This is a genomic window from Streptomyces sp. NPDC040545 (assembly GCF_055595065.1).
On sequence record NZ_JBVIWA010000002.1, the window covers coordinates 99,361 to 118,046 of the forward strand.

Annotated in this window: 21 protein-coding genes; 10 read left to right on the forward strand and 11 right to left on the reverse strand. The window is 71.7% G+C overall.

Annotated elements, in window-relative coordinates:
• Window positions 1-260 precede the first annotated feature (260 nt).
• The 4 genes from ACZ573_RS05365 to ACZ573_RS05380 all read left to right on the forward strand — a co-directional run bounded on the left by ACZ573_RS05365 (window position 261) and on the right by ACZ573_RS05380 (window position 5,580).
• Complete coding sequence (locus ACZ573_RS05365; protein WP_471299302.1) at window positions 261-1,133, forward strand: helix-turn-helix domain-containing protein; 873 nt, start codon at window positions 261-263, stop codon at window positions 1,131-1,133.
• A gap of 133 nt (window positions 1,134-1,266) precedes the next feature.
• Window positions 1,267-2,634 carry a 6-phospho-beta-glucosidase gene (locus tag ACZ573_RS05370; protein ID WP_471299305.1) on the forward strand — a complete coding sequence of 456 codons (1,368 nt, stop codon included), beginning with the start codon at window positions 1,267-1,269 and terminating at the stop codon, window positions 2,632-2,634.
• 120 nt (window positions 2,635-2,754) lie between these two features.
• Complete coding sequence (locus ACZ573_RS05375; RefSeq protein WP_471299308.1) at window positions 2,755-4,815, forward strand: MDR family MFS transporter; 2,061 nt, start codon at window positions 2,755-2,757, stop codon at window positions 4,813-4,815.
• Window positions 4,816-4,917: 102 nt separating this feature from the next.
• Window positions 4,918-5,580 carry a GOLPH3/VPS74 family protein gene (locus tag ACZ573_RS05380; RefSeq protein ID WP_471299311.1) on the forward strand — a complete coding sequence of 221 codons (663 nt, stop codon included), beginning with the start codon at window positions 4,918-4,920 and terminating at the stop codon, window positions 5,578-5,580.
• A 137-nt stretch (window positions 5,581-5,717) separates the two neighbouring features.
• Here the strand turns inward: ACZ573_RS05380 and ACZ573_RS05385 are convergent, their stop codons facing one another.
• Together ACZ573_RS05385 and ACZ573_RS05390 are read right to left on the reverse strand one after the other, a co-directional pair.
• Window positions 5,718-6,215, reverse strand: a complete 498-nt coding sequence (locus ACZ573_RS05385) for a nucleotide triphosphate diphosphatase NUDT15 (RefSeq protein WP_471299315.1) — start codon at window positions 6,213-6,215, stop codon at window positions 5,718-5,720.
• Complete coding sequence (locus ACZ573_RS05390) at window positions 6,212-6,829, reverse strand: helix-turn-helix domain-containing protein (RefSeq protein WP_471299318.1); 618 nt, start codon at window positions 6,827-6,829, stop codon at window positions 6,212-6,214. The genes ACZ573_RS05385 and ACZ573_RS05390 overlap by 4 nt, the downstream gene beginning before the upstream one ends.
• 66 nt (window positions 6,830-6,895) lie before the next feature.
• Between ACZ573_RS05390 and ACZ573_RS05395 the strand changes: the two genes are divergently transcribed.
• Together ACZ573_RS05395 and ACZ573_RS05400 are read left to right on the forward strand one after the other, a co-directional pair.
• Window positions 6,896-7,873, forward strand: a complete 978-nt coding sequence (locus ACZ573_RS05395; protein WP_471299321.1) for an NAD(P)/FAD-dependent oxidoreductase — start codon at window positions 6,896-6,898, stop codon at window positions 7,871-7,873.
• A 160-nt stretch (window positions 7,874-8,033) separates the two neighbouring features.
• A complete protein-coding gene (locus ACZ573_RS05400; protein WP_471299323.1) occupies window positions 8,034-9,434 on the forward strand; it encodes an FAD-dependent oxidoreductase in 1,401 nt (466 codons plus the stop codon).
• Between the two features lie 54 nt (window positions 9,435-9,488).
• On the opposite strand, the gene ACZ573_RS05405 is transcribed toward ACZ573_RS05400, so the two are convergent.
• On the reverse strand, window positions 9,489-10,586 hold the full coding sequence (locus ACZ573_RS05405) for an ATP-dependent DNA ligase (protein ID WP_471299326.1): 1,098 nt from the start codon (window positions 10,584-10,586) through the stop codon (window positions 9,489-9,491).
• 75 nt (window positions 10,587-10,661) lie between these two features.
• Between ACZ573_RS05405 and ligD the strand changes: the two genes are divergently transcribed.
• Window positions 10,662-11,681, forward strand: a complete 1,020-nt coding sequence (gene ligD / locus ACZ573_RS05410; RefSeq protein ID WP_471299328.1) for a non-homologous end-joining DNA ligase — start codon at window positions 10,662-10,664, stop codon at window positions 11,679-11,681.
• 13 nt (window positions 11,682-11,694) lie between these two features.
• Here ligD and ACZ573_RS05415 read toward each other — a convergent pair whose 3' ends face one another.
• Both ACZ573_RS05415 and ACZ573_RS05420 read right to left on the reverse strand, forming a co-directional pair.
• Entirely contained in the window at window positions 11,695-12,102 is a 408-nt protein-coding gene (locus tag ACZ573_RS05415; RefSeq protein WP_471299332.1) for a hypothetical protein, read from the reverse strand.
• The gene (locus ACZ573_RS05420) at window positions 12,099-12,533 is read right to left on the reverse strand and encodes a MarR family winged helix-turn-helix transcriptional regulator (RefSeq protein ID WP_471299335.1); all 435 of its coding nucleotides are present in this window, start codon (window positions 12,531-12,533) and stop codon (window positions 12,099-12,101) included. Before ACZ573_RS05420 ends, ACZ573_RS05415 begins: the two co-directional genes overlap by 4 nt.
• 275 nt (window positions 12,534-12,808) lie before the next feature.
• Between ACZ573_RS05420 and ACZ573_RS05425 the strand changes: the two genes are divergently transcribed.
• Window positions 12,809-13,687, forward strand: coding sequence for an alpha/beta fold hydrolase (locus ACZ573_RS05425; RefSeq protein WP_471299337.1), 879 nt, complete (start codon window positions 12,809-12,811; stop codon window positions 13,685-13,687).
• Between the two features lie 9 nt (window positions 13,688-13,696).
• On the opposite strand, the gene ACZ573_RS05430 is transcribed toward ACZ573_RS05425, so the two are convergent.
• A complete protein-coding gene (locus ACZ573_RS05430) occupies window positions 13,697-14,359 on the reverse strand; it encodes a TetR/AcrR family transcriptional regulator (RefSeq protein WP_471299340.1) in 663 nt (220 codons plus the stop codon).
• Window positions 14,360-14,424: 65 nt separating this feature from the next.
• Here ACZ573_RS05430 and ACZ573_RS05435 point away from each other — a divergent pair, with 65 nt between their 5' ends.
• The gene (locus ACZ573_RS05435; protein ID WP_471299342.1) at window positions 14,425-14,568 is read left to right on the forward strand and encodes a hypothetical protein; all 144 of its coding nucleotides are present in this window, start codon (window positions 14,425-14,427) and stop codon (window positions 14,566-14,568) included.
• A 57-nt stretch (window positions 14,569-14,625) separates the two neighbouring features.
• Complete coding sequence (locus tag ACZ573_RS05440; protein WP_471299344.1) at window positions 14,626-14,874, forward strand: WhiB family transcriptional regulator; 249 nt, start codon at window positions 14,626-14,628, stop codon at window positions 14,872-14,874.
• Here the strand turns inward: ACZ573_RS05440 and ACZ573_RS05445 are convergent, their stop codons facing one another.
• From ACZ573_RS05445 to ACZ573_RS05465, 5 genes are all read right to left on the reverse strand, one after another.
• Entirely contained in the window at window positions 14,875-15,456 is a 582-nt protein-coding gene (locus ACZ573_RS05445; RefSeq protein ID WP_471299347.1) for a hypothetical protein, read from the reverse strand.
• A complete protein-coding gene (locus tag ACZ573_RS05450) occupies window positions 15,453-16,073 on the reverse strand; it encodes a hypothetical protein (RefSeq protein WP_471299350.1) in 621 nt (206 codons plus the stop codon). The genes ACZ573_RS05445 and ACZ573_RS05450 overlap by 4 nt, the downstream gene beginning before the upstream one ends.
• A complete protein-coding gene (locus tag ACZ573_RS05455; protein WP_471299352.1) occupies window positions 16,070-17,203 on the reverse strand; it encodes a hypothetical protein in 1,134 nt (377 codons plus the stop codon). The genes ACZ573_RS05450 and ACZ573_RS05455 overlap by 4 nt, the downstream gene beginning before the upstream one ends.
• Complete coding sequence (locus ACZ573_RS05460; protein WP_471299355.1) at window positions 17,196-17,498, reverse strand: hypothetical protein; 303 nt, start codon at window positions 17,496-17,498, stop codon at window positions 17,196-17,198. Before ACZ573_RS05460 ends, ACZ573_RS05455 begins: the two co-directional genes overlap by 8 nt.
• Window positions 17,499-17,570: 72 nt before the next feature.
• Entirely contained in the window at window positions 17,571-18,542 is a 972-nt protein-coding gene (locus tag ACZ573_RS05465) for an acyl-ACP desaturase (RefSeq protein ID WP_471299358.1), read from the reverse strand.
• Window positions 18,543-18,686 lie beyond the last annotated feature (144 nt).

An 18,686-nucleotide genomic window follows, 5' to 3' on the forward strand; every position in this document is an offset into this window, starting at 1 on the left:
GAAGGGCTAGAACGTGCCACAGCTGTGGCGGGAATGAGCTGTCAAGAGGCTGGAATTGCCACAATAGTTGACACTCGAATGAAGTCGGTAGCAGGATCGCCACACGGAAATGAAGATCCAGACCGGAGGAGGGGGAGCTCTCAGTGCCACATCTCGCAGCGGTGGGCCCGTCCGATGGACTCGCCCGAGCCGGTGAAGAGCGTCTGGCGGGCGAGGAACCCGCCCGCGGCGCCGTGCGGTCGGAGCGACGCAAGGAGATTTTGCGCCAGCGCCGCGAGGAGCTGGGCCTGAGCCAGGAAGACCTCGCCGCCCGGCTGCGCATCAGCGTGCGCGCGTACGGGAACTGGGAAAGAGGTCTGGTCAAGGAGTGGACAGACCGCAAACTCCTCGCCCTGGCCGAGGCTTTGGAGATGAGCGAGCGCCAGTGCTTCTGGCTGTTCCGCGTCATGGTCGACCGCGATCCGCCGCCCACGTGGCGGGCCGCCGAGGAGAACCGGCTGCCCGAGGACCCGGCGCAGCGCGACTACCTGTGCGACTACGCGGCCCTCATGGAGTCCGTGCCGTACCCGAGCTTCCTGGTGGACCACCGCTGGGACGTCGCCCTGACCAACTCGGCCTTCGACCAGCTCTTCCAGTCGGTGAGACCGCACCCGACGGCCCTGCCGGACGACAACTTCCTGCGCTTCGTGCTGTTCCACCCGGACGCGGCCGCCGTGCTGGAGGACCACGAACCGGCCTGGTGCGTACCGCTGCTGGCCCAGTTCGCCACCGCGCTGACCGGGGCTCCCGAGGACGAGGGGCTGCGCAGCATCCGCCAGGAGGTGGCCCGTGACCCGTTCATGGAGGCGGCCTACCGGTACGGGGTGCCGCACTGGCTGAGCACGCACGGGACCGACGCCGCCGAGCTCGACGGGGCGGTGCGCACCGTGCGCCACCCCGACCCTCGGTGGGGGCTGGTGCGGTGCCGGATGGTGGCCGAGACCAGTCGGATGCTGGGCGAGATGGGGCTGACCCGGATCACCCTGATCCTGTCGACGCCCACGGGCGCACCGAGGGGCCCCCTCCTCGGCGGCGCCGGCTTCACACAGCAGCAGGGCGCCAGACTGCGCGCCGTGCCGTCGCCGGTGGAGTGACCGACCGGGGCAGACTGGTGCCGGCGGACGTGTGCCGTGGCCCTTCGTGTCACCGATCGTGTCATCGATCGTGGCACCGGCCGTCACGGTGGCGCGGGCAACGGGATCTGCACTGGCGAAAGGCGGTAGGGGCGTGCGGCTGACGATCCTCGGCGGGGGCGGCTTCCGGGTACCGCTCGTCTACGGAGCCCTGCTCGGCGACCGCGCCGAGGGCAGGGTGTCCCATGTGACGCTGTACGACGAGGACCCGGCGCGGCTCACCGCCATGGCCCGTGTGCTGCGCGATCAGGCCGCTGCCGCGTCGGCGGCCGATCCGGCGGTCGACGCCCCGGCCGTCACGGTCACCGGTGACCTCGACGAGGCCCTGCGCGGGGCCGATTTCGTGTTCTCCGCCATCCGCGTCGGCGGCCTGGACGGGCGTGCCGCGGACGAGCGGATCGCCTTGGCCGAGGGAGTCCTGGGCCAGGAGACGGTGGGCGCGGGCGGGATCGCGTACGGCCTGCGGACCGTGCCGGTGGCGCGCGCGATCGCCCGCAGGATCGCCCGTACCGCCCCTGAGGCGTGGGTCATCAACTTCACCAACCCGGCCGGGCTGGTCACCGAAGCCATGGCCGAGGAGCTCGGCGAGCGGGTGATCGGCATCTGCGATTCCCCCGTGGGCCTCGGCCGGCGCATCGCCCGGCTGCTGGGCGCCCGCCCGCAGGAGGCCTGGATCGACTATGTCGGCCTCAACCACCTGGGCTGGGTACGCGGGCTGCGCATCGGCGGCCGTGACGAGCTGCCCCGGCTGCTGGCCGACACCGAGGCCCTGGAGTCCTTCGAGGAGGGCCGGCTCTTCGGGGCCGAATGGCTGCGCTCGCTCGGTGCGATCCCCAACGAGTACCTGCACTACTACTACTTCAACCGTGACACGGTACGGGCGTACCAGGAGGCCAAGCAGACGCGCGGGGCCTTCTTGCGCGACCAGCAGCGCGGCTTCTACGCCGAGGCCGGCCGGGCCGGGGCACCGGCCGGAGCGGCGCTGGCCGCCTGGGACCGTACCCGGGCCGAGCGGGAGGCCACGTACATGGCCGAGAACCGCGAGGCGGCCGGTGCCCCGGAGCGCGAGGAGAGCGACCTCGAATCCGGGGGCTACGAGAAGGTCGCGCTCGCGCTCATGCGGGCCATCGCCCGGGACGAGCGGGCCACGCTGATCCTCAACGTCCGGAACCGCTCGACGCTGTCCGTCCTCGACGCCGAGGCCGTCATCGAGGTGCCCTGCCTGGTCGACGCGAACGGCGCCCACCCGGTGGGCGTCGCACAGCTGCCCCTGCACGCGGTGGGGCTGGTGACGGCGGTCAAGGCGGTGGAGCGGGAGATCCTGGCGGCGGCCGCGAGCGGTTCGCGGGCGGACGCGGTCAAGGCCTTCGCGCTCCATCCGCTGGTCGACTCGGTGGGGGTGGCCCGGCGGCTGCTCGACGGGTACGCGGCGGAGCACCCGGGCCTGGCCTACCTGCGCTGATCCCGGCGCACGCGGCCCGCCGGGCCGGGGCGGCGGGCGGCCTCTGTCCGGCGCGGCGCGCGTCCCCCGTTCGGCTCGGCGCCGCATGCGACCCGGCGGGCGCGCTGTGACAGTGCGAGGGTGACCACTGCCCCCGCCACGGCCCCCGCGCCCCCAGAGATAGACCGGCGGCGGCGCAACGTCATCTTCGGCACGATCATGCTCGGCGTGCTGCTGGCGGCGCTCGACCAGACGATCGTCGGTACCGCGCTGCCCACGATCGTGGGGGATCTGGGCGGCGGCGACCACATGTCGTGGGTGGTGACCTCCTACCTGCTCGCCGAGACCGTGGCGACGGTCCTGGTCGGCAAGTTCGGCGACCTCTTCGGCCGGAAACTGATCTTCCAGATCTCCGCCATCGTCTTCATCAGCGGCTCCTTCCTGTGCGGTCTGTCCGGCAACATGACCTTCCTGATCGTGTGGCGCGGCGTCCAGGGCATCGGGGCCGGCGGCCTCATGGTCACCGCGATGGCGCTGATCGCCGATGTGGTGCCGCTGCGCGAACGCGGCAAGTACCAGGGCATGATCGGCGCCGTCTTCGGGGTCGCCACCGTCATCGGCCCGCTGCTCGGCGGGTTCTTCACCGACCAGCTGAGCTGGCGCTGGTGCTTCTACGTCAACGTCCCGATCGCGATCCTCGTCGTCATCGCGGCGGCCAGGACGATCCCGGCCGTCCGGGCCTCGGGCAAGCCGGTGATCGACTACCTGGGCATCGCGCTGGTCGCCGCCGGCGCCGGCGCGCTGATCCTGGCCACCAGCTGGGGCGGGAACGAGTACGCCTGGACCTCGCAGGTCATCATCGGCCTGTTCGCGGGCGGCGCGGTCGCGCTCGCGCTGTTCTGCCTGGCCGAGACCCGCGCCGTGGAACCGATGCTGCCGATGCGGCTCTTCCGCAATCCGGTCTTCTCCGTGTGCTCCGTCCTGAGCTTCGTCGTCGGATTCGCGATGCTCGGCGCGATGACCTTCCTGCCGACCTACCTCCAGTACGTGGACGGGGACTCGGCCACGATCTCGGGCGTCCGGACCCTGCCCATGGTCATCGGCCTGCTGATCGCCTCGGTCTTCAGCGGCAACGTCGTGAGCAGGACCGGCCGGTACCGGATCTTCCCGATCGTCGGCAACGCGGTCATGGGCGTCGGCCTGTACCTGCTGTCGCGGATGGGACCGGGGACCGGCACCCTGCTCGAATCGCTGTACATGTTCGTGCTCGGTGTGGGCATCGGCCTGTCCATGCAGGTGCTGACCATCGCCGTGCAGAACACCGTCGACTACGCCGACCTGGGCACGGCCACCTCCGGCGTCACCTTCTTCCGTACGCTCGGCAGCGCCTTCGGGACGGCGGTCTTCGGCACGATCTACGCGAACCACCTGGGGCCCGCACTGGAGGCGGCGTACGCGGAGGCGGCACGGCTCTCCGGGCAGGATCCGCAGCAGCTGGCCAGGTCCGCGTCCACCCCCGAAGGGGTGCACCGGCTCGATCCGGCGGTCGCCGCCCCGGTGATCGACGCGTACGCGCAGGCCCTGCAGGCCGTGTTCCTGTACACCGTTCCGGTCGCCGTGTCCGGTTTCGTCGTGGCGCTCTTCCTCAAGCAGGTGCGGCTGCGCGACAGCGCCCGGGCCGGGTCCACGGACATGGGCGACGGGTTCGGCTCACCGGCCACGGCCTCGGGGGATTCGGCCAAGCTGCTGGAGCTGGCCGTCGGCAAGCTCGTACGGAACATGGGCGCGGACACGGCGCGGGGGATCGTCGCGGGCTCCGACACCCGGCTGGACATCGCGGGCGCCTGGGCGGTGATGCAGGTGGAGCTGATGACCCGGACCGTCGGCCACGCCAGCCTCGGACTGATCGCCGGCCGCCGGTCCCTGCCGCCGGAGGTGCTGATCCCGGTCTACGAGCGGATGGCGGACGAGGGCTTCGTCAGCCGCGAGGACGGCTTCGTCACCCTCACGGCGGCCGGGCGGCGGGAGGCCGACGTCATCTCGAAGGCGTGGGCCCGGTGGCTCGGGGACCAGCTGGAGAAGGACCGGGGACGGCCGCGGAGCGCCGAGCTGCGGGTGGCGGCGGACGCGATCGCCAAGCGGTTGCTCGCGGAGGACCTGGGGGAGGGCAACTTCGCGCCAAAGGTGGTGGTGCGGCGGTAGACCCGGACCCGGAAGGGAACCTCGCGGGTCGGTCGCTCGTCATCCCCTACGAGGCAGTAGGACAGCCGGACGGACCGGCAGACGGACGACGGGGGGCCGCTCGTGAGGATCACACTGGCCGAGGAGATCATGCTGCTGTCCCTGGACGACGAGTCCGGGGCGGCGCGGCAGCGGCAGTCGGCGGGCTGGGCCGTGGCGGGCGCGCTCCTGCTCGAACTCGTCATGGCGGAGCGGGTGTCGGTCTCCGGCAAGTACCTGGAGCTCAGGAACACCGAGTCCACCGGGGAAGAACTGCTCGACGGCCGGATCCGGTTGATGGAGACCTGGCTGCGGGGCCGCGGCAAGCGCCGGGTGACGGACTGGCTGACGAAGGACCAGCCCAAGGCGGTCAACGCGGCCTTGGAGAGACTGGGCGAGCGCGGGCTGGTGGTGGCGCAGGTCCACAAGGTGTTCGGGGTGTTCCCGCAGCGCCGCTACCCGGAGGCGGACGGCACGGTGGAGCGCGCCCTGCGCGAGCGGCTCCGCGACGTCGTCCTCGGCGGCGCCGAGCCGGACGAGCGCACGGCGGGCCTCATCGCCCTGATCCACTCGGCCAAGCTGCACCGGCTCGCCTTCCCCGGCAGGCGGTCCGACGAGGTGGCCGCGCGGATGGCGGAGATAGCCGACGGCCAGTGGGCGGCCGAGAGCGTCCGGGTGGCCATCCGGGACATGCAGGCCGCGATGGTGGCGGTGACCGCGGTGACGGTCCTGACAGCCACCAGCTAGGACATGGTCCAGCTAGGACATGTCCGTGGTGCCGGCCGCCCCGAAGGGCGGCCGGGCTTCGCGGACACGGCCTGGCGAGGCCGGAAAGGCCTGCCGGTCACGGCACCGGGCCGTCCGGGCGGGCGCGCGGCGGACGTTCAGGAGGTCGGCGCCGGTGCCGCGCCCGAGATCGGATAGTCGTACGAGGCGACGTGCGGCAGCGTGGTGAGGTCCGGGCGCCAGGCGCGCAGCACGGCCGCCGACGGGGCGTAGAGGGCCGAGGGGATCTCGGCGGGGGCGAACCACTGCCAGCGGGTGATCTTGTGGGGCTCGGTGACGGCCGGGACTCCCTCCGCCGAGATGGTGACGGCGGCTGCCGTCAGCCGGGTCAGGACGGACTGCGCCTCGATCTGCACGGACAGGACCCGGATCGCCTCGGGGGCCGCCCGCAGGTCCGTCTCCTCGGCGAGTTCCCGGGCGGCGGCCTGCTCGAAGCCCTCCCCGGGGTCGACCTTGCCGCCGGGCAGCTCCCAGCGGCCGTCGTGCGCCTGGCCGAGCAGCACCCGGCCGTCCGCCGCCAGGACGACCAGTCCGACGCCGACCACGGCATGGGGCTGAGGCGCGGCCCGCTCGGGGCGTTCGTGGGTGGTACTCATGGACGTCCTTCCGATGGAGGGGTGGGCCGGGCCCGGACATGGATCCGCTCGCCCTGGGGACCGAAGAGGCTGAGGAACTCCGCAGGCTGCGGACCCGCGTTGAAGAAGGCGTGCGGGGTGCGCGTGTCGAACTCGGCGGCCTCGCCGGGGCCGAGGACGAGGTCGTGCCCGCCGAGCAGCAGCCGGATGCGCCCGGAGAGCACGTACAGCCACTCGTAGCCCTCGTGGACCTGCAGCTCGGGCTCGGGCGGCGGACCTTCGAGGGGCGGGAGGATCTGCTTGAAGGCGTGCACCCCGCTGAACTTCCGCGTCAGCGGCACATAGGTGCTGCCGTGCCGGACGAAGGGGCGCGGGCGGATCCGCGGGTCCCCGGTCTCCGGGGCGCCGACCAGCTCGTCGAGCGCCACCCCGTGCGCCCTGGCCAGCGGAAGCAGCAGCTCCAGCGTCGGCCTGCGCTGCCCGGACTCCAGCCGGGAGAGGGTCGAGAGCGAGATGCCGGTGGTCTCGCTGAGCTGGGCCAGCGTGGTGCCGCGCTGCCGCCGCAGGGCGCGCAGCCGCGGGCCCACGGCGGTGAGCACGACGGCGAGTTCCTCGTCCTGCTCCTCGGTGGCCATGGATCCATTTGCCGCTTCGGCAAGAACATTTGTCAAGCGGGCCGCCGTGGGCGGACCCTCGCAGGTATGGACAACGCAAGCGACAGCTCCTTCGACGTGGTGGTCGTGGGCGGTGGGGCCGCCGGGCTGGCCGGGGCGCTCACCCTGGTCCGGGCCCGCCGCTCGGTACTGGTCATCGACTCCGGCAGCCCGCGCAACGCCCCGGCCGCGCACATGCACGGCTACCTGGGGCAGGACGGGGAGAGCCCCGCCGCACTGCTGGCCAAGGGGCGCGCGGAGGTGACCGGCTACGGCGGGGAGATCCGGCCGGGCACGGCCGTGGCCGCGGACCTGCTGCCCGACGGGAGCTTCCTGGTCCGCTGCGGGGACGGCAGGACCGTACGGGCGGGCCGGCTGCTGGTCGCCACCGGCCTGGTGGACGAGCTCCCCGCCGTGCCGGGCCTCGGGGCGCGCTGGGGGCGGGACGTGCTGCACTGCCCGTACTGCCACGGCTGGGAGGTCCGGGACCGGCCGATCGCGGTGCTGGCCGACGGGCCCCTCGCCGTGCACCAGGCCCAGCTCTGGCGGCAGTGGAGCGGGCGCACCACCCTGCTCGCGCACACCTGGCAGCTCACTGCCGAGGACCGGGAACTGCTGGCCGCCCTCGGTGTCCGGGTCGTCGAGGGCGAGGTGACCGGGCTCGCGGTCCAGGGCGACCGGCTGACCGGCGTGACCCTGGCGGGCGGCGCCGTGGTGGAGTGCCGGGCTCTGGTGGTCGCCCCGCGGTTCACCGCCCGTTCGGGTGTCCTGACCGGCCTCGGTCTGCCGACCACGGTGGCGGAGCGGGACGGCCGGGCGATCGGGACCTGCGTCGAGTCGGATCCGGACACCGGAGCCACCGCCCTGCACGGGGTCTGGGTCGCGGGCAACGTGACCTCCCCGCTGGAGAAGGTCCCGGGCGCGGCCGCCCAGGGGGTGCGGGCGGCTATGGCCATCAATGCCGATCTGATCGAGGGGGAGACCCGGCGGGCCCTTCAGGCCCACCGCGCGGGCGCCGGCGTCTGAGCGGGGACGGGGGCATCCGGGGCGTCGGGGGCGTCCGGGGCGTCGGGGGCGAGTGCTGGAGCGATTCTCGGACATCTGTGCGGGTTTCGGTCGGCTTCCGTTCGCGCAGGCTCTGTGCGGTGTGATCGTCGTACGGTCCAATGGCTCGGGGGGACGTTCCATGGCACATGTGCTGGTTATCGGCGGAGGTGTCGCGGGGGCCGCCACCGCGCTGCTCGCGGCGCGGCGCGGACACACGGCGGAGGTCTTCGAGCGCGATACGCGGGCCCCCGGCACGGCGCTCGACCGTGACTTCTTCGGCTGGCGGCGGCCGACCGTACCGCAGGCGGCCCAGCCGCACGTGCTGCTCGGAGCCGCCCGCAACGTCCTGCGCGGTGATCTGCCCGACGTCCACGCGGAGATGCTCCGCCTCGGCGCCCGCGAACGCCACGAGCTGGACTGGTTCGACGTACGTCCGCCCGCGCGGCCGGGCGACGAGGACCTCGTGATGCTGCAGGCACGGCGCATCGTGCTGGAGAGTGCGCTGGCCACGGCGCTGCGCGCGGAACCGGGGGTCGTCGTCCGGTACGGGGAGCCGGTCACCGGGCTGATCACGGCCCCGGAGGCGACCGAGGGCTCCGGGATCCAGGTGACGGGAGTGACCACCGAGAGCGGGAGCTACCCGGGGGACCTCGTCGTGGACGCCGGAGGGCGGCGCGGCGGCACCGAGCGCAGGCTGGCCGAAGCGGGCTGCCGGCCGCCCGTCGTGGAACGGCACCGCACCGGGCTCGCGTACTTCTGCCGCTGGTACCGGTTGCCCGCGGGCATGGACGAGGGGCCGCGCCGGCCGTGGGCGGTGACCGGAGGGCCCTTCGCCGGATGCGCCGTCTTCCCGGCCGACAACCGGGTGTTCGCCGTGACGCTGTTCGTGCACACCGCCGACTCCACGCGGTCGGCGCTGCGCGACCCCGCCGTCTTCGAGGCGGCGGCGCGCGCCTTCCCGCCCGGCGCGGCCTGGCTGGGACTGGCCGCCGAGCCGCTGTCGGGCGTCCTGGCGACGGCGAGCCTGGACAACCGGTGGAGCGCGCTGGTCGACGAAGCGGGCCCGGTGGTGAGCGGGCTGGTGCCGGTCGGGGACTCGATCACGCACACCAACCCGACCCTCGGGCAGGGCACCTCGCTCGCGCTGTGGGCGGCGCGCAGGGTGGCCCGTACGGCGCACCGGGACCCGGGGTCGGCGCGGTACGCCGCCGAACACCACGCCTGGGCGGAGCGCACCCTGAAGCCGTGGTTCGACTTCCAGGTCGTCGCGGACGCGGCCATCGGGGAGCGCTTCGCGACCCGGGCGGTGCGCGGCGGGACGGCGCGCGAGGTGTCCGCGCTGTTCGACTGCGCGCTGGAGGATCCGGAGGTGATGCGGGCGCGGGCGAGGGTCCGGCACCTGGCGGATCCGCCGGAGCGTGCGTACGCGGATCCGGAGATCCGCGCCAGGGTGGCGCGCTGGCTGGCGGCCCGGCCGCACTACGCGCCGAACGCGACGGGGCCGGACCGGGAGGAGTGGGAGAAGCTGACGGCGGGCTGAGTCGGGCTGAGTCGGGCTGAGGCGGGGTGGTGGCGGTCGGGTGGTGGTGGCCGCTCAGCCGCGGGTGCCGTCGGCGTCGGCGGCTCCGGCGGTGGGGCCGAGCACCTCGGCGAGGTCGTAGCCGACGACCTCCTCCAACTGGGCGTAGGTGCAGCTCTCGGGCGTCCGGTCGGTGCGCCAGCGGTGGAACTGGGCGGTGTGCCGGAAGCGGTCGCCCTCCATGTGGTCGTACTTCACCTCCACGACCCGCTCGGGGCGCAGCGGCACCCAGGACAGGTCCTTCTTGCCGGTCCAGCGGCTCTGCGCGCCGGGCAGCCGGGCACTCTCGTGGGCGGACTCCTCGGCCCAGGCGGCCCACGGGTGGCCGGCCGGGTCGGGCATCCGCAGGGGTTCGAGTTCCTCCACCAGCTCGGCGCGGCGCTTCATGGGGAAGGCGGCGCACACACCCACGTGCTGGAGCGTGCCGTGGGCGTCGTACAGGCCGAGCAGCAGCGATCCGACAATCGGACCGCTCTTGTGGAAACGGAAACCCGCGACGACGACGTCGGCGGTACGTTCGTGTTTGACCTTGAACATGAGGCGGGCATCGGGCCGGTAGGGGAGATCGAGGGGTTTGGCGATCACCCCGTCGAGCCCGGCGCCCTCGAACCGCTCGAACCACTCCTGCGCGAGCGCGGGATCGGTGGTCGCGGGCGCGAGATGGACGGGGGGCCGAGCGGTGGAGAGGGAACGGACGAGGGCGGCACGGCGGTCGGCGAGCGGGGTGTCGAGCAGCGCGTCGTCGCCCAGGGCGAGCAGGTCGAAGGCGACGAAGCTGGCGGGGGTCGTCTCGGCCAGCAGGGCGACGCGGGACTGTGCGGGATGGATCCGCTCGGTCAGCCGGTCGAAATCTAGGCGCCCGCCATGAACGATGACGATCTCACCGTCCACGACGCAACGGGCCGGAAGGTTGCTCTTGAGAGCCGTGACCAGCTCGGGAAAATACCTGCTCAGAGACTTACCCGTGCGGCTGCCGAGCTCGACCTCGTCGCCGTCACGATGCACGATGGCCCGGAAGCCGTCCCACTTGGCCTCGTACTGCATCCCCGGCGGGATCTTTGCGACGGACTTGGCGAGCATCGGTTTCACGGGCGGCATCACTGGCAGATCCATGCCTTCGATTCTGCGGTGGTACGTCCGGACCTGCCCGGTATGCGCGCATGACCGGGCCCGCCTACCGTGGCGCACATGGGTGCTGCCGGTAATGCGATCGAGCTGGACGCGGGCGGGCGGAAGGTGCGGCTGTCCAGCCCGGACAAGGTGTACTTCCCGGAGCGCGGCCTCACCAAGCGAGACGTGGCCGAGTACTACCTGGCGGTCGCGCCCGGCATCACGCGCGCCCTGCGCGACCGGCCGACGACGCTGGAGCGCTTCCCGGACGGGGTGGACGGCGAGTCGTTCTTCCAGAAGCGGGCACCTAAGAACCTTCCCGACTGGATCCCCACCGCCCACATCGCCTTCCCGAGCGGCCGTACGGCCGACGAGATCTGCCCCACCGAACCGGCCGCCGTCCTGTGGGCGGCCAACCTGGGGTGCCTCACCTTCCATCCCTGGCCGGTGCGGCGCGAGGACACCGACCGTCCCGACGAACTCCGGATCGACCTGGACCCGCAGCCGGGCACCGACTACCACCACGCGGTGGCGGCCGCCCATGAACTGCGGGCCCTGCTGGAGGAGTTGGGCCTGCGCGGCTGGCCCAAGACCTCGGGCGGCCGCGGACTGCACGTCTTCGTGCCGATCGAGCCGCGCTGGACCTTCACCGACGTCCGGCGGTGCGCCATCGCCCTCGGCCGGGAACTGGAACGCCGCATGCCCGGCAAGGTCACGACGGCCTGGTGGAAGGAGGAGCGCGGCGAGCGGATCTTCGTCGACTACAACCAGACGGCACGCGACCGCACGATCGCCTCCGCCTACTCCGTCCGCCCCCGCCCGCACGCGCCGGTATCGGCGCCGCTGCGCTGGGACGAGGTGGACGACGCGGAGCCCCGCGACTTCGACATCGTGACGATGCCGGCCCGCTTCGCCGAACTGGGCGATCTGCACGCGGACATGGACGAGCACGCCTTCGCCCTGGACGCCGTACTGGAACTCGCGGCCCGCGACGAACACGAGCACGGCCTGGGGGACATGCCCTACCCGCCGGACTACCCGAAGATGCCGGGCGAGCCCAAGCGCGTCCAGCCCAGCCGGGCGAAGCACGAGGAGTGACGGGGGCCGGCTGTCATGCGGCGGCGTCCTGCCCGGGGAAGGGGGCGAGGTCGGGTTCCACCCAGCCGTCCTTCGCCCGCGGGGCAGCCAGTGTGGCCGGACGGTAGTAGCGCGTCAGCAGGCGCTTGTCGAGTAGTGCGGGGTGGTGGTCGGCGAAGGCGGCGTAGTCGTCGTCGCCGGACTCGGCCGCGTGGTATCCGACGATCTCCACCCAGGCGCGGCTGACGGTCACGTGGTACTTCTGCGGCGCACCCGCGTAGCGGGCGGTCCGCTGGATGCCGTCGCTGACCAGGTCGATCGCCGCGGGTATGCCGCAGCGGCGCACGGCCAGCCAGGTCAGGTGGACATGCTCCCGGTGGCCGAACCGCTCGGCGGTCGCCATCACTTCGGCCATCAGTGTGTCAAACGTGGGTTCGGTCATCGGGTGACCTCGGTCAGAGCGTGCAGTGCCGCGCGTAGCCCGGCGACGGCCTCGGCGGACAGGCGGCCGAGCGCGCGGTGCTCCAGGTCGGTGATGGCCCGCCGGATCGTCGCGGCGGCCAGCTGCCCGGAGTCGGTGAGCTCGACGAGCACCGCCCGGCGGTCTCCGGGACGGGTGCCCCGGGTGATGTGCCCACGCCGCTCAAGGCGGTCCAGCACGCTGGTCAGCGTGCTGGGCCGGGTCCCCACGGCCGTTCCCAGCTCGGACACGGTACGCCCGTGGCCGTCGGCGAGATTGGCCAGCGCATTGATCTCGGAGGCGGTCAGCTCCAGGTCGACCAGCTCGGTGGCGAGCACCTGGAGGGTGGCATGGGTGGCCCGCTGGAGCGCCAGCAGGGCCGACCATTCGGATGGCACGGTTTCGGACTTCACACTTTCGAACTATACGATTTCGTTGTATCTGCCGCAAGCGGGCAGGTCTGGCGTCAGGCGACCCGCCGACGCTCGGGCGCCGCCCGCGTCTTCACCCCGCCGGCGGTGAGCGCCAGCCCCACGGCGAGAACGTCGGGGCGGGCCGTATGGGTGCCGCCCGGGGCGGAGAGGGTCCATGAAACAACACGAACGATCGTGCTAATATCCTCCCATTGGCTCGCCATCGGCATCTGGCTGCCCTGAGGAGAATTCCGGAGAACCCGCACATGCACCCCATGGCTTCACTCCTGAGCACCACCCTCAACACCACCAGCCGGCTCGCCCCGCGACTGGCCGGGCCCCGGGTCTTCGCGCTCTTCGTCCGCCCCCTCGGACGCGCGCGACTACGGCCCGAGGAAGCGGAGGTGATGGCGGGGGCGGAGAGCGGGCGGATGGTCGTGCACGGCACGGCCGTGACCACCTACCGCTGGGGAGACGGGGGCCGCCCCGTGTTGCTCGTGCACGGCTGGTCCTCGCGCGCCTCGCGGTTCGCCGGCTTCGTCGAGGCGCTGCGCGCCCAGGGCCGTACCGTGATCGCCTTCGACGCGCCGGGGCACGGCGAGTCGGACGGCCGGGCCTCCACGATCCGCGACTACCGCGCCATCATCGGCCGACTGCACGCCGAGCACGGGGACTTCTCGGCCGTCGTGGCCCATTCCTTCGGCGTGCTCGCCATCTTCTCCATGCTGCACGACGGCATGCGGGCCGACCGCGTCGTCGGCATCGGGGGCGTGGCCCACTTCGACTACCTGGTCGAGCGGTTCCGGGCCGGGCTGAACCTCGGCGAGGGAGTCGGGCGCGCCCTGCGCACCCATGTCGAACGACGCCTCTTCCCCGGCGACCCCGACGTCTGGCAGCGCCTCGACGCCCGCCGTCGCCTCCCCGGCACGCGGGCGCCGATCCTCCTCTTCCACGACACGGAGGATGATGTGATCGACCCCGCCCAGTCCCGCGCGATCGCCGCCGCCTACGGCCCGCAGGCCCGCCTGATCGAGACCACGGGCCTCGGCCACCGCCGCATCCTGGCCGACCCCGGCATCATCGCCGCGGCGGTCGATTTCGCGCTGTCCGAGCCCGCGACGGTGCCCGCGCCCGCGGCCGCGCGAAGGGCGTGAGGAGAGGGGTCAGGAAGGCGAGCTGAACGCAGGCGGTCGTTCCGGGAGTTCGTCCGGAGCGGCCGCCACCGCGCGCAGCCGGCGCAGGATCCCCCGGCCGGCCCGCTCGTACGCCAGAGGATCGCCGTGCAGGACGGAATGCGCGTTGGCCAGTTCCATCAGGGCCGTCAACTCGAAGGCGACCTGCGCTACCTCGTCCGCGTCGGACGCGTCCCGGAACCCGCCCGTCAGCCGCGCCTCGTCCAGCAGCCGCTCGATGTAACGCGTCCAGTCGGACCGCGCCTCGGCGATCTCGTCCCGTACAGGGCCGGGGCGGGCATCGAACTCCGCGGAGACGGAGTAGAAGAAGCATCCGCCGGGGAAGACCCGGCGCCCGGAGTAGTCGAGCCAGCGCTCGCACAGCTGCCACACCTTGGCGAGACCGTCGGGGTCCCGGTGCACGGGCCGCACCACCTCGTCCTTGAACACGTCCACGGCGGCACGGACGGTGGCGAGCTGCAGATCCTCCTTGGAGCCGAAGAGCGCGAACACCCCGCTCTTGCTCAGGCCGAGATCCGCAGCGATCTTCCCCAGGGACAGGCCTTCCAGACCGTCCACGGAAGCGATGTTCATCGTCCGGTCGAGAACGGCCCGCCGCGTCTGGTTGCCGCGTTCCACGCGTCCGTCAGCCATGGAGCCATCTTACCGAACGCACGGTCGTTCACTCGGTGGAGGAAGAGGGGCGCTGTCAGTGGCGGGTGCGATGCTCGTCGGACGAGGCGGGCGGCAAGGCGCGCCTCACCCCGGAGTCGATGGAGGGAGTCGGCCGGTTCGCCAAGCTGGCGGACCCCTTCGGGGCGCAGTTCGCGGTCATAGCCGGCGCGCCCGCACCCGGGTCATGACGAGCTGTTGATCAGTCGTTGATCGGACGTCCATCGGCGGCGGTCAGGATCTCCGGCATGTCGATTAACACCACTGCCGCAACCACTGACACCGCTTGGTACGACCTCGCCCTGTGCGCCCAGACGGGCCCCGGCTTCTTCTTCCCGGAGCCCGGCTCCTCGCTGCGCGACGCGAAGCGGCTCTGCGGGGCCTGCGAAGGGCGGGCGGCCTGCCTGGAGTACGCCCTGGCCAATGACGAGCGCTTCGGGGTCTGGGGCGGCCTCTCGGAGGCCGAGCGCCAGGCCTTGCGTTCCAGCCGTAGCTGATCAGGTGCGCGTCCCCTTCCCGCTCCCACGGACCAGCCCCACACGCCGCGCGAGGTCGAACCCCTCGCCGCCGCACTCCTCCCGGCGCGGCGTGTGGGGCACGACACGCACGGGGTAGTGCCCCCCGACGGGAGACACGACGCCACCGAAGCGGGGGTCTCCGGCGAACCAGATCCGGTCCGGGTGGCCGTCCTCCAGCGTTGCGAGCGGGACGGGGAACGGGATGATCCGGAACATGGCCGTGAAGTCCTCCCGGAACGGGATGGCAACGGTCGCGGGACTTCCGTTCACCCTGCGCTGGTGGCGGCACGGGAACTCGCGCCAGGGGTATGCCTGGAGCACGGCGGCGACGCGGCGCCGACGGAAGTAGGCGACGATCACCCAGGGCAAATAGGGGGTGTCGAGAATAAGCATGAGGCCGAAGAACCACGCCGCGTGCTGGACATGGCCGATGCAGGCGAAGGCGGCGAGCGGGGGGCTCCCGAGACAGAGCACCCAATTGAAGCGGCGGACGGCCAACCGTTTGTAGCCGGCCACCGTCGGAGGGTGGTCCCAGGCTGCCTTGGTGAGTGTGACGCTCATAGGAGTACCTCCAAGATGCGTGAGGTTCCGCTGGCCTTCGGCAAGATCGGGTCCGGGTCGGTGAACTGGAGGGTGTGCGCGACCGCTTCGAGGATGTCCGTAAAGGCGGATGCATGTTCGGTGCAGGCGCTCGTCAGATCGAGGACGAGCAAATGGAGTCCATCCGGATGCACCGTCGCGATCCTGGCCTGAAACAGGTGATGATCGATATCTGGAACGGAAATAATCCCGGCGACCAGACAGCACGGAAGAGCCGACGGCAGGTCTATGAACCTGCGGACTGAGCTGTCCCACAGCGTTGAGCGGGCGATGGCCAAAGCCGTACGTGCCACGGCGAGTCGGGGGTTGGGCTGCTCGACCTGCCGGATCGTCAGGGAGAACAGTGAGGTTGTGACCCCGACCGGCTCCTCAGGATGGAAGCCGAGGGCGGTGTGTACGACGTCGTGCCCCGCCAGTTGCTCAAGGCTGTCCATGAGCTCGGACAGTTCTCGTTGGGCGGCTGGGCTGTCCAAGGCTTGCGCGAACGCGTCCAAGAATGCTGCATCGCCAGGGGCGATGTCATGGAAGCCCGGGGGCAGACGGAACCAGACCGGCGGCAAGCTGCTGTTCTGCGTCATGGCCGCAGCGCCGACCAGACGTGGCTCGTTTTCCTGATGGCTGAAGGAGCATCGTCCAGGACCCCTCGGGTGCCGTCCACAGCCGTCGAGCTGTGCTCGACCGTCTCGTTGTCCGGGCCATAGTCGCCTGCGGCGGTCACCGCACCTGTAACCGCCACCGCCACGCCGACGCGTTCTCTGGCGTCTGGTGTCGATGACCGCATTGACCATCCGATGAGCGGGCTCTCCAGCTGGCGCAGGTCATCCGAGGTGCTCCATGCCGCCTGCCTGAAGGCGGTGGCTCCGGGAGCCAGCCCCACCACCGCGCTGCCTTCCGGAGCGGCGGCCATCGCCGCTCGGGCGGCTGCCGTGCCGGCCTTGGCGCCGGAGGCGACCGCTGCGACACCCGGTACCGCGCCGACCGTGTCTCCGAGGAGCGTCACGCTGCTCTTCCAGAAGTCCGCGTCGAACTGCCCCTTCGTGAAGCCGTCGGACAGGGACTTGCGGAACTTCGGGTCCGAGGTGTGCATCGCCAGAGCCGCCAAGGACAGGCCGCTCCCGACGAGCATGATCGCGAGTCCCGCCGGCGGGCAGACGAGGGCCACGCCCGCCCCGATCGCACCCAGGATCGCCGACGCGTTCGACATCGCGTCCGCCGGGTCGTCGACGATCTTGTTCCAGATGGAGGCCAGCAGGCCCGGTTCCTTCGGGGCCAGTCGGTCCGTCGCCGCGTTCAGGGTCTGGGCCACCCGGCGGGCGGCCGCGCCGTGCTCGGCGGCGAGTTCGTGGGCCAGGCGGCGGGCATCGGTGAGGGCTTCCTCCGTCTTCGCCGCCGCGGCCTGGGCCTCGTACCGGGTGGCCAGTGCGCGGTGGGAGACCAGGGTGTCGTGCCACCCCGTGAGCTGCCGGGCCGCCTCCGCGAGGGAGGTGTGGGCCGCGCCGAGGTAGCGGGGGAGATCCTGCGAGAGGGAGGCGCGGAAGGCGGTGGCGGCCTCGCCCTGCCAGGCCGAGCTGTGGGAGACGAGGTCCTTCACCACCCGCGAGGCCTCCCCGAGGGAGGTGGCCGAGGCGCTGAGCTTCTTGGCCAGGGCCAGAACCGTCGCGGGATTTCCTGGGGCCGGGTCGAAGCCCAGCGTCGCGTGTTCAGTCACGCGCGGCCGCCGCCCGGAGGAAGGCCGCACGGACGGCCTGATCGAGCTCCGCGTACTCGGCGGCGCTGCGGTCCACGCCTTCCCGTACGTCCTTGACGCGTTTGGTCAGCTCCTGCGTGCCGTAGGCCCAGCGTTCCTGGAAGCCGTCACACGCCGTGTCGAGCTCCGCGGTGCCCAGCTGGTCGGGCCGTACGTGGTCCAGTGCGCGCCGGGCCTCCCGCAGGGAGACCAGGGAGGAGTCCAGGACGCGTGTCAGACGGGTCAGCTGGTCGATGTCCACCTGGAGCGAGGTCATGACGCGAAACCCTGGCAGAGCGCGGCTCTGCCAGGGCAATCGGCTTCACTCGCCCGAGCGAGCGGAAATCGGTCAGGCCTTGCGGGCGGCGAGGCGGGCCGCGCGGGCGGCCAGCTTCTCGTCGAACTTGCGGGCCTCGGAGTCCAGGCCGTCCATGAACAGCCCGAGCTCCTCCTGGGCCTTCTGGCCCTCGGGGCCGAGGCCGTCGATGTCCATGATCTTGAGGAAGCGGATCACGGGGCTCAGGACGTCGTCGTGGTGGATCCGCAGGTTGTACACCCCGCCGATGGCCATCTGCGCGGCCATCCGCTCGAAGCCGGGCATGCCGTGTCCCGGCATCCGGAAGTTGACGACGACGTCCCGCACGGCCTGCATGGTCAGGTCCGGGGCGAGCTCGAAGGCCGCGCCCAGCAGGTTGCGGTAGAAGACCATGTGCAGGTTCTCGTCCTGCGCGATGCGGGCCAGCATCCGGTCGCAGACCGGGTCACCGGACTGGTGGCCGGTGTTGCGGTGCGAGATGCGGGTCGCGAGCTCCTGGAAGGCCACGTACGCCACCGAGTGCAGCATCGAGTGGCGGTTGTCGGACTCGAACCCCTCCGACATGTGCTGCATGCGGAAGGCTTCCAGCTTGTCCGGGTCCACGGCGCGCGAGGCCAGCAGGTAGTCGCGCATCACGATGCCGTGGCGGCCCTCCTCGGCGGTCCAGCGGTGCACCCACGTGCCCCAGGCGCCGTTGCGGCCGAAGAGCGTCGCGATCTCGTGGTGGTAGCTGGGGAGGTTGTCCTCGGTCAGCAGGTTCACGACCAGCGCGATCTTGCCGATGTCGGTGACCTTGGACTGCTGCGGGTCCCAGGCTTCGCCGTCCTCGAAGAAGCCCGGGAAGTTCCGGCCCTCGCTCCACGGGACGTACTCGTGGGGCATCCAGTCCTTGGTGACCTTCAGATGGCGGTTGAGCTCCTTTTCGACCACCTCTTCCAGCGCGAACAGCAACTTGGCGTCCGTCCACGCCTCCGAGCTGCCGAGGTGGGGAGAGGTGATCGTCACGGGTACTCCTGGGTGTAAAGCGAACTACCTACGGTTCCGTAGCCTACGGAGTCGTAGGTTAAGCGTGACATCAAGGCCAGCCAACCCCCGGCAGGTGTATGTCCGGTTACATCCAGTTATCTATGCAGTTTATGACCGGTGCGA

Coding starts and splice junctions, on each gene's coding strand:
- ACZ573_RS05405 (WP_471299326.1), bottom strand. CDS start 10,586: ATGGATCTGCCAGTGATGCCGCCCGTGAAACCGATGCTCGCCAAGTCC.
- ACZ573_RS05415 (WP_471299332.1), bottom strand. CDS start 12,102: ATGACCGAACCCACGTTTGACACACTGATGGCCGAAGTGATGGCGACC.
- ACZ573_RS05390 (WP_471299318.1), bottom strand. CDS start 6,829: ATGGCCACCGAGGAGCAGGACGAGGAACTCGCCGTCGTGCTCACCGCC.
- ACZ573_RS05445 (WP_471299347.1), bottom strand. CDS start 15,456: ATGAGCGTCACACTCACCAAGGCAGCCTGGGACCACCCTCCGACGGTG.
- ACZ573_RS05400 (WP_471299323.1), top strand. CDS start 8,034: ATGGCACATGTGCTGGTTATCGGCGGAGGTGTCGCGGGGGCCGCCACC.
- ACZ573_RS05460 (WP_471299355.1), bottom strand. CDS start 17,498: ATGACCTCGCTCCAGGTGGACATCGACCAGCTGACCCGTCTGACACGC.
- ACZ573_RS05440 (WP_471299344.1), top strand. CDS start 14,626: ATGTCGATTAACACCACTGCCGCAACCACTGACACCGCTTGGTACGAC.
- ACZ573_RS05450 (WP_471299350.1), bottom strand. CDS start 16,073: ATGACGCAGAACAGCAGCTTGCCGCCGGTCTGGTTCCGTCTGCCCCCG.
- ligD (WP_471299328.1), top strand. CDS start 10,662: ATGGGTGCTGCCGGTAATGCGATCGAGCTGGACGCGGGCGGGCGGAAG.
- ACZ573_RS05385 (WP_471299315.1), bottom strand. CDS start 6,215: ATGAGTACCACCCACGAACGCCCCGAGCGGGCCGCGCCTCAGCCCCAT.
- ACZ573_RS05430 (WP_471299340.1), bottom strand. CDS start 14,359: ATGGCTGACGGACGCGTGGAACGCGGCAACCAGACGCGGCGGGCCGTT.
- ACZ573_RS05395 (WP_471299321.1), top strand. CDS start 6,896: ATGGACAACGCAAGCGACAGCTCCTTCGACGTGGTGGTCGTGGGCGGT.
- ACZ573_RS05425 (WP_471299337.1), top strand. CDS start 12,809: ATGGCTTCACTCCTGAGCACCACCCTCAACACCACCAGCCGGCTCGCC.